The sequence below is a fragment of the Jatrophihabitans sp. genome (genome assembly GCF_036389215.1).
GTDB lineage: Bacteria > Actinomycetota > Actinomycetes > Mycobacteriales > Jatrophihabitantaceae > Jatrophihabitans_A.
On sequence record NZ_DASVQG010000139.1, the window covers coordinates 18,985 to 32,409 of the forward strand.

Consider the following 13,425-nt stretch of genomic DNA (forward strand, 5'->3'; position numbering starts at 1 on the left):
CCCGTGGCCACCTCGATCCATGACCTGCTCGACACCGCCAACCTCCACGCCACGGAGACCGACCCCACCCCAGCCGGCCTCGCGGACGCAGCCACCGCGGTCAGACACCTCGGCCGGGCACTGCGGCTGCTGGTCAACGACGGCCTCTCCCACGACGTCGGCGGATACCGCGAGCGGTTCGTCGCCGAACTCGCCACCGCCTGCGCCGCCGCGGCAGGTGACAGCGTCAGTGATGCCCGGCTCAGCCTGCTCTGCGGCGCGGCCGCCGACCTCGTCGGCATCCTGCGCCCGGAATGGAACCACGCTGCCCGGTGGGCCGCCGCGCTGGCCGTCACCGAAACCGTCCGGCACGTCGCCGCGGTACTCAGCGCTGGCGAGACCCCCGAGACTGGGCCGCAGCTGGCCTACCTGAGACGGACAACGGTCCTCGTCGAACAGACCGGCGCGATCGAACCACCCACCGCCCGGCACGCATGGCTACTGGACCGGCCGCTGCCCTCCCCGGTCGCTGCCCACGAAGCGACCCCAGACACGGTCGGCGAGGCGATGGTCGCACTGGCCCACCACACCCGGGTAGGCACCAACCTGTCGGTAGCCGAGGTGCTCGCGGTCTGCATCGCCGCCGAAACGGCCTGCCGGCACACACCGGTCAGCGAAGATAGCGCACCGGCGCTCACAGATGCCGCGGCGGATGCCTGGCGGCAGGTCCGAGTCACGCTCCGGCCGATCAACGACGGCAGCCGACAACGGCACGACACCAGACCCGCGGTCGTCGCGGCCGCCATCCGGCTACACGACTCCGTGGTCACCGGCCGGCCAGACCCATCATCCGACAACCTAGGGCAACTCTCAGGCCTCCACTCTGCCATTCAGCTGCTGCCAGCAATCGCTGAACAGCTGCGCCAGCAGGTACACCAATGGCCGGCGACCGGACAGCTACGCGCCTACGCAGCAGACCTGCCCTCCCGCGAGGAACGAGTCACGCAACAGCTGGCCGGACACCGCCCCGAAGGACTCATCCACGTCGACCCCGGTGACCTCACCCCGGTCCTGCACGCCCTTCACACCGCCGAGTCGACGACAGCAGCCCTCAGCATCGGCGCACCACCACCAGCAGACCTAGACGCCAGCGCTATAGCAACTGGCCCGCTTCAACGCCTCACGGCCGCCAACCGCCAACGATTGACCGACTGGCGCACAGAGCCGAGGCGGACCGCAACAGCTCCCGTTCTACACCCACCCGACCAAGCCCGCCTGCATGTTCCTGGGCCAGCAGCTTCGCGGCCCAGATGACCGCGACCCGAAGCAAGGATCAGAGCAACGAGCAGGCGTCTCCGGACAGCCGCGTCAGCGAATCACTGTGTCTGTGGATAAGCAGGCGCTTTGCGGGCTGGCAGACCAGGTCCCAGCCAGGCGAAGTGCGGTAATAGAGCGGGCCTCGTGGAGACCGTCCTGAATGACTTGACGGCTCGGGATGGCGTCCGATGCGCCGAGGCATCGACTTGACTGCGCGATGATTGGCAGGTCGGACGCCCACCGAAAATGAGAGCTACTTGGTGTCGTGCTTCCTCGACTCGTGCCCGTGCTCGGTCGTGTCACTATCGGCGAACCGACCGTGGCGGTCCGCCTGACGCACTTCACCGCCGCCAAGGTTCTCGACTATCTCGCGAGCGCGGTCCACCGCCTCCTTCTTCGTGTCGGTGTGCGCGCTTGCTCGCTGGTGGTCTTCCTTAACCACATCCCACCCGCCCCTGTCCTTGTTCGGAACTACGTAGCGGTCATTGTCGTTTCCTTTGCCCATGGTCCTTGCTCGTCCTCTCGAATAGCGCCTGGCGGTGTAAGCCAAGGATAGGGCTCCTGATCCTTCCAGTTGCTCGGGCCAACGGGTTGGGTGCCGTGTCTTTCACCTGACCCAGAAACGGTGCAGTGGAGGTTCATGGAGTGGGAGCTCGATGCGCAGCTTAGTGGCGGTGAATTGCTCGATCTCGCGGTGCTAATCCCGCGCAGCTGCATAGTCGATGAGTTGTTTCGACGTCGATGCATGCTCTGAGGGGAAGCGTAGTCGCTGATGGTGAGGAACTTAGGCAGGCTAGAGACGAGGTCGCATTCGCACGAGCCTTCGCGGGTAGGCGCAAGGCAGTGGTCGAGTTCGAGCTCGGTTTGGAGGAAGGTGGGTTGCAGCCACTGCAGGCTTTTGCCATCGAGCTTGCCGTGGAGCAGAGCATCGGTCGCCGGGCCGGCGATGCGGTGGTCGCCATTGAGGGCGGCTTCGTCTTGGCGGATCCGGGGGTGCGCGGACCTTTACGAACCGCGGAAGCTTACCGCGCCTGTGGATAGTCGGCTGGTTGTCCACGACTTCTGTCGTCATCGGCCGAGCTGGCCCATAGCGTTCAATAAGTTAGAGGAGCCGCCTTGAAGGCGGCCCGGCCAGGTGTTAGCAGCACCCGACCGGGCCTTGATCGAACCCTGCGTGAACAGGAGACGACCCGATGACGAAACTACCAATCTCCAATCCCGACCCGGCCGCGGTGCCAGCGACGAGTTCGTTCACCCGAACTTGGAGCACCGCACCCTATGGTGGCTTCGCTGCACCGGCGCTATGCGGGCTGACAACCCAGGCGGCGGGGTTGTGATCGGCCGGCCGAAGTTGTTGTAGCGGCGTCTACCGTGCCCGCCATGTTGACGAGGTGGCGGTAGGAGCCGAGCGGCCCGGTCGGGTGCACGGGCCTAGAACCATTCCCATGAGGCGGCCCCGGCCGGTGCGGGAACACCGACCAGGGCCTTGATCGCTCCCTACGCGAGATAGGCAACGACCCAATGAAGGAATCTAACGGCTCGGACCGTTTGGGCCCGTCGGGCCCCGGGGAAACTCCGGAGTGGGTGCCAGCACCCGACCAGCCGTGGCGACCCATCCCGGACGGCGAGGACGGAGACAACTACCAGTACGACTACGGCGCGGACTGGTGCGTTGACCGGGCCAGCCATCCGCAGTTCCACGGCGGGTACCCATCACCGAACCACCACCGCACCGAGTGCCGCAGCTATGACGGCTTCTTCGGCGCCCTGGACGACGACGCCAGGCCGGGCTACTTCTCGGCCTACCTGGTGCGCCCGTTCCGGTTCGGCCAGTCCGGGCACACGCCAGACCAGACCCGGTTGGCTATCGAGTTCGAACCGGCCGAGGACACCGGCGGGCAGCCGTTCCGGTGCACCGTGCACACAGCCAGCATCCGCAACCTCGCCGCGTACCTGGCCCACACGGCCGACGTAGAGGAAGGCTGGCGACCACCCCGGCACGTCAGCCAGGGACTGCCTGACTCCTAGCCCGGTGCAGCCCGGCCATACGCACGCTGAGGCGTGCGTGCTGTCTGACCGTGAGGCGCACGTGGTACGGCTGCTGCTGTCCGGCCTCCGGGTGCCCCTGATCGCTCGGCAGCTGCACCTGTCGCCCAGCACCATCCGCAACCAGTTGTCCATGGTCTACCGAAAACTGGGCATCAACTCACAGCAGGAACTGCTCTTGCTGTTCCACGGGTTCTGGCGCGACGAGCGCACCCCGCCCGCCCTGCTAGGAGCCGAGGTACTGCGACAACCACGGCCGCTATGCGCCGCCTGCCGCACGCCCTCGAGGCACTGACCACAGTGGACAACACCACTACGGCCGGTGAGCCGGGCGCTTACAGTCGTGCTTGCGCCTGAAGATTGTCAAAAGCATAACGAAACCATTATGGTTTTGACGGAGGTGACCGGATGGATCTGGCGCGGAAGCGGCTTTGGGAGATCGCAGTCGACCAGTACGGCTACGTCACGCTCCGAGACGCTGACGACCTCGGCATCGATGGGTATGCCGTACGGATGCTGGCCGCCCGGGGACAGCTGGAACGGGTGGCGCATGGTGTGTACCGGTTTCCGCAGTTCCCGGCCGGCGAGTACGACCCGTACATGCTGGCCGTGCTGTGGACCGGCACCACGGGCGCGTGCCTCAGCCATGACACCGCGCTGGCCTCCTACGAGGTGTGTGACATCAACCCGGACCGCATCCACGTGACACTGCCGAGAGGCCGCCGGATCCGGCGCCGCGGCGGCGAGCTGTACGTCGTCCATCACGAGGACCTCGCCACCGAGCAGATCGGGTGGTGGCAACAGATCCCGACGGTGACCCTGGCAACCGCCATCGCGCAGTGCATCACCAGCGGTGTGTCTGGCTATCTTCTGCGGCAAGCGCTGACCGCCGCGCGTGAGCGGGGCGCGCTCACCCAGGCAACCATGGATGACCTGTCCCAGAAACTGGAGGCGCGGGATGGCGGCTGACAACCTCGGCCCAGCAGGATCCGATCCCTTAACACGTCTCACCTCGCTGGGTGAGCGCGGCAAGGAGCCGGCCTCCAAGAGCATCCTCAACGCCTGGGTCAACCAAGCCCAGGCCCAGGTCGGCCTCGACCCAGGCCGGCTGGGCTGGCTGATTGCGTCGACCGTGGTCGTCGCCGCCCTTCAGCGCGCGATCGACGAGGAGGGCCGGACACGCTTCCTCCTGAAAGGAGGCACCTACCTGCAACACCGCCTGGCCTGGACCGGCCGGCCCACGAAAGACATCGACGGAATGGTCCGAGGCGATATCGATGAGTTCCTCGCCGCTCTCGACGATGCGCTACGGCTGCCGTGGGGCCCGCTCGTACTGACCCGCGACGCCATCGAGGTCATCAACGCCCCCGGCAAGATCATCAAACCGCGACGATTCGACGTTCTGGTCTCCCTCAAGGGTCAAGTCTGGCGAAGAATCCAGATCGAGATCGCACCCGACGAGGCAGGGGCATCCAGCGAGCAAGACATCCTCACCGCACCGGGCCTGCACCACTTCGGACTGCCCAGCCCGGACCACCTGGTCGGAATCGCCATGCGGTTCCAGATCGCCCAGAAAATCCACGCCGGGACCGACCCACACGATCCACCAGACCTGCGCAACGACCGAGCCCGCGACATCGTCGACCTGCTACTGCTACGCGACCTGGTAGATGCAGAACAGTCGCCCACTGCCGACGAAGTAAGACATGCATGCCTCTCGTTGTTCGAGTCACGAGCCGCGGAAGCCCGCAAGCTAGGACGCCCAGAACGCAACTGGCCCCCCACCGCGATTGCCTACGAGCACTGGCCCGGTGACTACTCGGTGGCCGCAACAGCAGGTGGCCTCACGGTTTCCCTCGCGGACGCGGTCAGCGAACTCAACACTTGGATCGCCCAGATAGACGCGGCCGGGTAACCAGGCAGGTCTTATCGGGTGTCCCATGATGGTGACTGCCGTTGCACGATTGGTCAGCACCGTTAGTTTGGCATGTCGCACTCCAGTGATCTGACCAACGAGCAGTGACGCTTCTGGAACCGGTGTTCACCGCCTCCGGTAAGTGCGCACACAAGCACACGCACCGAACCTCCGGCGGGTCGGGTGGGATGAGGGGCAGCCAAATGTTCTGGCCCATCCGGCACGCTTGGCGCGTCGAGGTCGCCCACGGCCGCCTCGGACGCTCCCGCCCGTCTTGCGAAGTCGTTTGAGAACACGACCACCTCGGCGACCGGCTGGTCCAGGTCGCCTGCATCGCGACCGCCCTGCGCCACCTGTCACGGGTACGTGCCCAGAGCGCACTCCCGCTCGCAGCGTGACCCGGAGCCGTCGCGCGGAATGCGGCGTAGCGGGCATGTTCAGTACCTGACGAGTCAGATCGCCAACTGCATACTCATGCGGTCAACCCCGACCTCGACTACGCCATAGCATCGATCTGCGAGCGAACCTTAGCGGCTCGCTGACGCGCAGATGAGGCGTTCGGTGCGTGCCGTCCGCCAGTCCGACAACGGCTGGCGTTGGTCTGACGTCTTCGCTACTGACGGAGCGGGAAGAAGCCATACCGTCCGGTGGCTTCGTTCTTGGTGAACACGATGTCGACGCAATCCTCGCCAAGGCCATTCGGCGGTTCGGTGTTCTCGAGGACGATCACCTGACCGTCGACGCCGTCTTGTATGTCGGTGTAGAACTGGCCGATAACGCTGGGTGGCAATACGCCATCGGCGTCGCCTCCCTGGTCCGGTGGGCGATACGTAACCAGCGGTGAGTCAAGGATTACGAAACCAGGATGCGGAAGGTCTCTGTCGTAGCAGTACTGCGCCAGCCCGAGTGTGAAGGCGGCGTGCAGGACGGCCCGCACACCCTTACCATGAGCAGACCGCAGCTGATCGTCGGAAACGATGTCTTGGTCGTTCTTGTCGTAGCGGGTCTTTTGCGCGTCGGGGACGCCCCAGGCTTGAAGCCTGGCGACGATCGCGCTCGAAAATTCAGTCATGGTCTTGAGCTGCATGCCTTCGGCGGCGGTCGCGGTCTCCGCAGCTTGCTCGTCGACGAGTTGTTGGCGCAGCTGTTCGAAGCGGGAGATCTGTGCGTACAGCCCGAGGTTCTTCTCAACGCTGGAGCGGGCGTCGAGTAATTCCTTGAGCGTCCCCTGGTCGGGGGCAAGGGCCTGGTCGTAGCCAGCAAGACGGCTGCGCGCTGTGTCGATCGCGCCAGCGAGATTCTGCGATCGGGTGATTAGGGTGGCGTGTTCGGCCTCGAGATCGGCGAGCGTCGAGGCTAAGTCGGAGCTGAGCGCCGCGGATTTTGCTTGCTCAGCCAGCACGGACTCGCGGAACGCAGTCGTGTCGTCGGCGCACTCCTCGTTGAAGTGCTGGTGCTCGACGTCCGCGCCACAGAAGACGCACTGCCCAGGGTTGAAGAAGCCAAGCAGATTGCCTGCTTCAGAGATCATTTCGAGACGAGCGAGGTCGGAGGAATATTGCTGGGCCAGCAGTCCGAAGCGGGCCTGGAGAGCGGAGATGTCGGCCAACCGCTCACGAAGGCCAGCCGCCTGTCGTTCGGTGGCCGCGATGCGTGCAGCAAGGTCGGCACGTTCGCCGGAGACGCGACTTATCGACTGGGTATACGTCGCAGTCGAATCGGTAAGCCTGGCGTACTGCGCGTGCAACTCCGACGCGTCGGCCACACCTTCGAGCTGTTCTTCAAGTTCACCGATGAGGCGATCGAACACACCTTCACGTGCGGTCGCGGCCTGCTTGCGGTCCTTGGGCTTCGCGACCGCAACGAGTGCCGAATCGTCTTGACCTTCCAGCAGCAACTTGAGCGTCGCGATGTCGCTCGTCTTGCTAGGTGTGATGGCCGTGAGTGCAGGAGGCCGCTCAGCTTGCATGCTGGTCTCATCGATCACGCACAGGTGTGCCAGGCCACGGAAGCTCAGCCAGTTCGTGTCGTTGTACTGGTTGCGTTTGACCTTCTTGTCCTTGAGTCCGATGATCGTGAGCAAGAAGGTCGATAGGCTGTCATCTTTGCCTGGGGTCGGCTTCGCCTTGAACGTTCGGGGCGGTGGGCCGTCAGGTAGTTCGCGGACATCGCCGTCGTAGACGCTGAAGTCGCCGCCGTTCACGGAACGTCCCAAGGTCAGCAAGTCGCCGGACGGTAGGCGCAGGCCGAGTAGCGCCATCGCGTAGCCGGCCCGCTGGGGAATATCGCTAGGGGTAGTCCCGCCGCCCAACATGAAATCGATTGCTCGGACGATGAAGGACTTGCCGGTGTCTGAAGGGCCACGGATTACGGTCGCCGCGGCGCCGAACTCCACGGATGCCGGCTCGACAGTGACACCGACGAAAGTGAGGTGGGTGAGAGCGAGGCGGTCGATCATCAGACGACCCCCTCGGAGAGCCCATCGATGGGTCCGAACTCTTCGGCCCAGCTGGCGAAGATCGTCCTCATCTCGTTGCGGAGCGCGTCCTCAGATAGGTCGCGGAACCGACTGAAAATCCAGTGCACCCGATCATGCAAGGTGGTGGCATATTCGGAGGCCAGCACGCTGATGAAACTGTAGGCAGTCTCGGTCGCGCCGAAGTCGATGCCGCCGTCGCCGGCGTTCATCTCGACGAGGTGGGCGCGGATCATGACTTGTAGGCCATCTTCGATGGCGGCGCGCTTGACGCCGAGTTCGCCAGCTCGAACCGGCAGCGCGGGGTGAAGGCTGTCAGGACCGCCTAGGTCCGCGCTGTGGAGGACGCCGTGGTCGAGCAGGACCAAGCGGTTGACGTCGAGCCGTTCGGGATAGGCCTCGGTCAGGATCATCAGTACGCGCACGCCGACCTCGAGCGGACTGTTCAGCGGGCTTCGCATCACGGACGCACCCAGGTCAGACGATCGGCGTTAGCCAGCTGGTGACAGATTCCCTTCCTGTCCTCGAGGTCGGAAATCTGGATCAGCGTGTGGTGGCTGAGTGGAAGACTCACGACCTGCGCCAGTGTCTTGGACAAGCGGGTCCAGCCATCGGGATGGTCGACGTCGACGACATCAACCACGCCAGCATGGATGTCTTCTTGTAAAAGGTCAAAAGTTCCCGGCGGGACCGAGTCGCGGGCGTAGACCCGCAGCGACTCCGCCTTGTAGAAGGCTTCACGTTGCCGGCGGAAGTGTTCGCCTACGTCGGCGTGGCCCAGCACATTGTCGGGGCGGATGCCTTGGTCAGGGTGGCGCTCGTTGTAGACGTCGATGAGCTGGTCGACGTACCTGGTCTCGGTTGGGCCGAGTCCGTCGGGTGGTGTCTCGTGGGTTGGCCGATCGGCGAGCGCAGTACCGAACCGTTCGACGTGGTAGATCGTCGTACGGTGAGTTGCGATGGCGTCGAGCAATTCGACGGATCGGAACATGGCGAAGTCGGTGCCGGTGGCCAGCGCAGCGATGGCGGTGCGTTCGGTCTCATCCAGGTCTCGGCCGAGAGGCTTTTTGGGGTCCGCCAGCTCTTCGAGGAACTTCGCCTTGAGGTTGGTTGGTTGACTCAGCAACTGGTTCAGTTGGGTGCCGCAGCCTCGCGGGGCGAGGAACTGGTAGGTGTCGGGCATTGACCAGTGACCGCCGTTAACGGCACGGAAAACCTTCAGGATTTCGGGACCGGCGTCGGCGAAGCCGAGGGGACTGGAGTAATGCTTCCCCTGGAAGCAGTCCCAAGGGCCCTCCATTCCGCGCTCGGTCTTGAACGCAGCCACGTCTGCGCCTCGGTCGCCAGCTCCACCGAAGCGCTTGATCTGGAAGTAGCTCGCTTCGACGGCGGTGACCCACTCGCGGATGAACTCTTCCCAATCGACATCGTTGTACAGCTGGATGCGTCCCTGCGGGCTTACGTGTGGCGGCGCCAGGTTCGCCTTGGCCGTGGCCGGCACCTGCGGCTTCTGCATGTCGCACATCTCGGGGGCTAACGTGGGTGTGTTGCTGGTGGCCTTAGTCGCCGTCACGTTGCTCCCCCCTCTAGTAGCGTCGAGCGGACCCGCCGGGCAACCGAGACATCATCACGGTCGCGGTGACGCAGCCTGCGGGGTGATCGTAGTCGGCGGATGCGACATCTCGTGCGTCGGCACGGCGTGCGGGCGATCGCTTCGGTCAGACGATGCCGCCCACGGTTGCCGCCCGTGCACTCGATCCTCTAAACGGCCCCCAACCCCGTCACCTTGATTGTCCGTTAGCGGCGAGGACCACGACGCGGATGCTCCGACATCGGTGGGCTCGCCGGCGGTATGCGGTCAGGTTCGACCAGTGCGGGAGGTGGCTGTGTCCCTCGACGGTCTGGGACCGCCCAGTCAACAGCAGCACGGCGAGTCCGGGATTGAACCGAGTTGGCGAGTGCTGCCCACCGCTGAGGGGGGATCAACTCGTCTGCTGGGACCAATTCTGAGGTACCGCCGGAGGCTGGCTCAGGGGTAGGCGGGATCGGCGGGCGCTCGGCGAGGTGCTTCTTGGCCAGGCCGCGTGGGTCAGCGGCCCAGGCCTCGGCAGCGTCGATGACTTCGGAGATCGCCGTCTGTTTCGAGATGCCTGTCTTATCGACGAGGTGGTCGATGTGCTCGATCCAGCCGTCAGGGAGCGCCGCGATGACCTCGGCTGCGCGGCGGGCGGCGAGCACTCGCCTCTCGACGGTGTTGAGTTGGTTGGTGTACTCGCTGAGCCGGGCGGTGATGACCGCTCCGGCGAGGCTGGTGGGCCAGGACAGGGCGGTGTGTAGTGCTTCGGGCCCGGCGGTGTGCAGCATCTCGGCTGGGTCCTTGCCGTCGGCGACGACGAGATGTCGCGGGTTGGCGCCACGGGCGGTGAGCTGCCAGAAGGCGCGGTGGGCGGCTTGCTTGCCGGCAGCGTCTGCGTCGGTGGCGAGGATCGGGGCGGGTCTGCCCGCTCCGATGTGCGGTAGGAGCTTGTCGGCTTGGGTGTCGGTGAACGCCGTGCCGAGCGGGGCGACGCCGACGAAGTTCTCGTCGCCGGCGAGGGTGACGGCGATCGCGTCCAGAGGGCCTTCGACGAGCACCACGGCGGCTCCGTCGGCCAACGAGGATGTCGCTTCGGAAAGGCCGAACAGGGCATTGCCTTTGTGGAACAGGTCCGTCTCGGCGGTGTTGAGGTACTTCGGTCCATGGGATTGGTCGTTGTCATCGTCGTGTGCGGGGTTGCGGCGACCGATCCAGCCTAGGATCTCGGGATCGCCGTAGGCGTTGGTGTCCTTGATGGGGAACACCAGCCGGTCACGGAATTGGTCGATCACTCGTCCGGTGGAGGCGATGCGGCCGAGGCCCGCGGCCACGATCTCCTCGTCGGTGGCTCCTTGTCGGCGCAGGTGGTCGGTGAGCGCGGTCCACCGGGCGGGGGCGTAGCCGACGCTGAATCGTGCGTCGCCGGTCAGGTCGGTGCCGAGTCGTTCGGACAGGTACGTCGGTGCCCACGCGTCGCGGTAGTGGTCGGTGAAGAAGTCCTCGGCGAGGCTGTTGAGTTCGATAAGCCGGTCGCGGGGCACGGCGGCGGTGGCCCAGAAGTGTTCGTCGTCGGCGCGGGTGAAGTCGCGGGCTTCGTTCCGGGCGTTGAGTGCGGCGTGGACAGCTGTTATCGGGTCTTCCTCGGGATCGGTGGCATACCGCTGAGACGCACCGTCACGGACGGGGGTCAGGTTCTCCCGGCTGGGCGGCTCGGGCTTCTGCTCGGCCTCGGGGACGGTAAGGCTGGTGCGCCAGTCGTCATCGGAGTGCTCGTCTGCGTCGGGCAGCGCCGCCGGCGTCCATTCCGGGTGCAGCGTGTAGGCCACCGACCGTTCGGTTGCTGTGGGAGGCAGGTGTCTCGACAAGCGCCACCATAGGGCGGCGGCGGGTTGTTCGTCGGGCAGCGGCGACTCGCCCGCGACGGCGTGGGTGAGGCTGGTGATGTCGATGCCGGTCCTTCCGGCGATGGTGAGCCGGTCGGCGAGGGTGGGCCAGTATGGGTCGGCGGTGATCCGCTCGTCGATGCAGTCAGCGAGCGGCTTCCAGCGGGCGGTCGCAGCTCGTGGGTCGCCGAGCAGCCGGGTGACCCGCTGGTCCAGCGCTCGTTGGGCGCGGGCGTCGGCGTCGGCTGGGACGGGCGGGCCGGTGGGCCGCCGGTCGGCGTCGGGCACGTCGTTGGCTGCTCGCCACACGGCCAGGTCCGCCGCGAGCGCGGGGTCACGGTCGATGATCGGCACCGCCCATCCCGGTGCGCTGGTCGGCGTCCAGTTCCGTGCCCGGGCGGCGACGTCGCCGGCGGCGGCAGTCACTTGGTTGCCGCGGGTGTGCAGATACCTGCCCCACTCGTGATCGGCTGCCAGGGCGTCGGGGACAGCAGGCAGCCAGGGCAGCGGAGGGCCGTTGTGACCGGTGGCGGTCGACCGGCGGCCGGTCGGGTCCAGTCGCCAGTCGAGCACCGCGGCGGCGTCGTGTGCGTCGGCCAGGCCCCGGTCAGTGCTGAGCGCCTGGCGCAGCATGTCGGCTGGGTCGTGCCCGTCGACGGCGCCCAGGGCGAGGTGTGCGCGCAGGGTTGGGTAGGCATCGTGGCCGGTCAGGCCGGGCAGCGCGGCCTCGGCGGTGCTGTCGATGCGGCTCATCGCCGCGCCGCCGTGCTCGCGGTTGAGGTAGTCGACGGCAGCGGTATGGAGCGAGTCGTAGTAACGGTCCGCGGCGGTGGCTAGTCGGGTGGCGGGGTCGGCAAGGCTGCGGGCGTGGCTCGCGGCCGAGACTGGGGTCCCGTCGCGGGCGAGCACCCGGGTGAGGATGTCAACCGCGGTGGGCGGCAGCAGCGCGTCGCGGGTGATGACGGCGTGCTCGTCGCCGTCGCCGGCGGTACTGAGGTAGAGGTGGTTGGCGTGCCGGCCGCGGGTGATGGCGACGTAGAGCAGCTGCCGGGGCTCCCGCCCGGTCGCGATGGTGTGGCAGCTTTCGGCGGTGATGCCCTGAGCGCCGTGCACGGTGCAGGCGTAGCCCAGTGAGACGTGCTCGGCGACGTAGGCGGCGGGCAGGGTGATGTGGCGGTGAGTGTCGTGGTGGAGGACGTCCAGCGCGCCGGACTCGCGAACCTGTTCGATGATCCACCGGTCGCCGTTCTTGACCCAGTCGTGCGCGCCGATCGGGATCTTGCGGTTGTTTTGCCGGGTGATGATCGCGTCCCCAGTCGAGGCAAGGGATTGGTCGAGGAGGGTGACCTGCCGCCCGACCGGACCGGGCTGGGTGTCGAGGCGGTCGCGGCGGGCTCGGTCGTTGAGCTCGGCGACCAGATCTCGGGTTGGCGCCAGCATGATGCTGTCGCGCCCGGCGGCGCGGTCAACGGACCAGGCGGTGTAGGCGCCCTCGGTGGCGGTGGACAGGTCGCCGACGTGAATGCGGTTGCTGTCGGTGTAGTAGGCGATCGCGGCCGGGTCACCGTCGCGCAGGGCGAGCGATGCGGCCCCTTCGGCGTGGTTCGGTTGCCCCGCTTGCCGGTGACCCTCGGGGTGGGTGAATCGCATGACCTGGGACAGGGTGACCGCGCCGTGAACCTCGGAGATGTCCCGCAGCACGCCGCCGGCGCCGATCGCGGCCAGTTGCTGATCATCGCCGATCAGGCGAACCGACCCGCCCCGGTCGAGAACATAGCCGATGGCCTGGGCGAGGTCGGTGGTGCCTGCCATCCCCGCTTCGTCGATGAGGACGAGGGTGTGCGGGCCGATCGCGGGAACCCAGTCGGGGACGGCGATGCCGGTTCGCAGGGAGTGGATCAGCTTGGCGAGCGTGTCGGTGTTGCTGTGTCCTCCAGGACTGGTCAGCTCCTCGCGCAGTACGGCCGCCGCAGCGGCGGATGGGGCCAGCCCGACGACGGTGCCGCCGTCGCTGGTCCACACGTGCGCCAGCACCCGCATCGCGGTGGTCTTGCCGGTGCCGGCAGGCGCCAGCGCGAGTTGGACGCGGGCACCGGAGGTGGCCAATTCCCGGATGAGCTGCACCTGTCCTCGGTTGAGCTCGACACCGTTGGCACTCGATTCAAGCAGCGCCATGTCGATCGTGGCGGCGCCGATCTTGTGCCCGTCCGTGCGGGCGGCGGCCGCGATGATG

General features: G+C 66.4%; 11 protein-coding genes. 6 read left to right on the forward strand and 5 right to left on the reverse strand.

Annotated features, from left to right (window positions below; genetic code table 11):
* Positions 1–3: 3 nt before the first annotated feature.
* Positions 4–1,293 carry a hypothetical protein gene (locus VF542_RS06715; RefSeq protein WP_408650926.1) on the forward strand — a complete coding sequence of 430 codons (1,290 nt, stop codon included), beginning with the start codon at positions 4–6 and terminating at the stop codon, positions 1,291–1,293.
* 256 nt (positions 1,294–1,549) lie between these two features.
* Here the strand turns inward: VF542_RS06715 and VF542_RS06720 are convergent, their stop codons facing one another.
* On the reverse strand, positions 1,550–1,801 hold the full coding sequence (locus tag VF542_RS06720; protein ID WP_408650927.1) for a DUF2188 domain-containing protein: 252 nt from the start codon (positions 1,799–1,801) through the stop codon (positions 1,550–1,552).
* A 338-nt stretch (positions 1,802–2,139) separates the two neighbouring features.
* On the opposite strand from VF542_RS06720, the gene VF542_RS06725 reads away from it, so the two are divergent.
* The 5 genes from VF542_RS06725 to VF542_RS06745 all read left to right on the forward strand — a co-directional run bounded on the left by VF542_RS06725 (position 2,140) and on the right by VF542_RS06745 (position 5,257).
* Positions 2,140–2,337 carry a hypothetical protein gene (locus VF542_RS06725; RefSeq protein ID WP_408650928.1) on the forward strand — a complete coding sequence of 66 codons (198 nt, stop codon included), beginning with the start codon at positions 2,140–2,142 and terminating at the stop codon, positions 2,335–2,337.
* A 543-nt stretch (positions 2,338–2,880) separates the two neighbouring features.
* Positions 2,881–3,324: a hypothetical protein gene (locus VF542_RS06730; RefSeq protein ID WP_408650929.1), complete on the forward strand. Its 444-nt coding sequence runs from the start codon at positions 2,881–2,883 to the stop codon at positions 3,322–3,324.
* A 37-nt stretch (positions 3,325–3,361) separates the two neighbouring features.
* On the forward strand, positions 3,362–3,637 hold the full coding sequence (locus VF542_RS06735; protein ID WP_408650930.1) for a response regulator transcription factor: 276 nt from the start codon (positions 3,362–3,364) through the stop codon (positions 3,635–3,637).
* A gap of 113 nt (positions 3,638–3,750) precedes the next feature.
* Positions 3,751–4,311 carry a type IV toxin-antitoxin system AbiEi family antitoxin domain-containing protein gene (locus VF542_RS06740; RefSeq protein WP_408650931.1) on the forward strand — a complete coding sequence of 187 codons (561 nt, stop codon included), beginning with the start codon at positions 3,751–3,753 and terminating at the stop codon, positions 4,309–4,311.
* Positions 4,301–5,257, forward strand: a complete 957-nt coding sequence (locus VF542_RS06745; RefSeq protein ID WP_408650932.1) for a nucleotidyl transferase AbiEii/AbiGii toxin family protein — start codon at positions 4,301–4,303, stop codon at positions 5,255–5,257. Before VF542_RS06740 ends, VF542_RS06745 begins: the two co-directional genes overlap by 11 nt.
* Positions 5,258–5,870: 613 nt before the next feature.
* Here the strand turns inward: VF542_RS06745 and VF542_RS06750 are convergent.
* The 4 genes from VF542_RS06750 to VF542_RS06765 form a co-directional block, all read right to left on the reverse strand.
* Positions 5,871–7,715 carry a hypothetical protein gene (locus tag VF542_RS06750; RefSeq protein WP_408650933.1) on the reverse strand — a complete coding sequence of 615 codons (1,845 nt, stop codon included), beginning with the start codon at positions 7,713–7,715 and terminating at the stop codon, positions 5,871–5,873.
* Positions 7,715–8,194: an ABC-three component system middle component 2 gene (locus tag VF542_RS06755; RefSeq protein WP_408650934.1), complete on the reverse strand. Its 480-nt coding sequence runs from the start codon at positions 8,192–8,194 to the stop codon at positions 7,715–7,717. Before VF542_RS06755 ends, VF542_RS06750 begins: the two co-directional genes overlap by 1 nt.
* A complete protein-coding gene (locus VF542_RS06760) occupies positions 8,194–9,249 on the reverse strand; it encodes an ABC-three component system protein (RefSeq protein ID WP_408650935.1) in 1,056 nt (351 codons plus the stop codon). Before VF542_RS06760 ends, VF542_RS06755 begins: the two co-directional genes overlap by 1 nt.
* Positions 9,250–9,530: 281 nt before the next feature.
* Positions 9,531–13,425: AAA family ATPase (locus tag VF542_RS06765; protein WP_408650936.1), on the reverse strand; the 3,895-nt coding region annotated here is incomplete at its 5' end.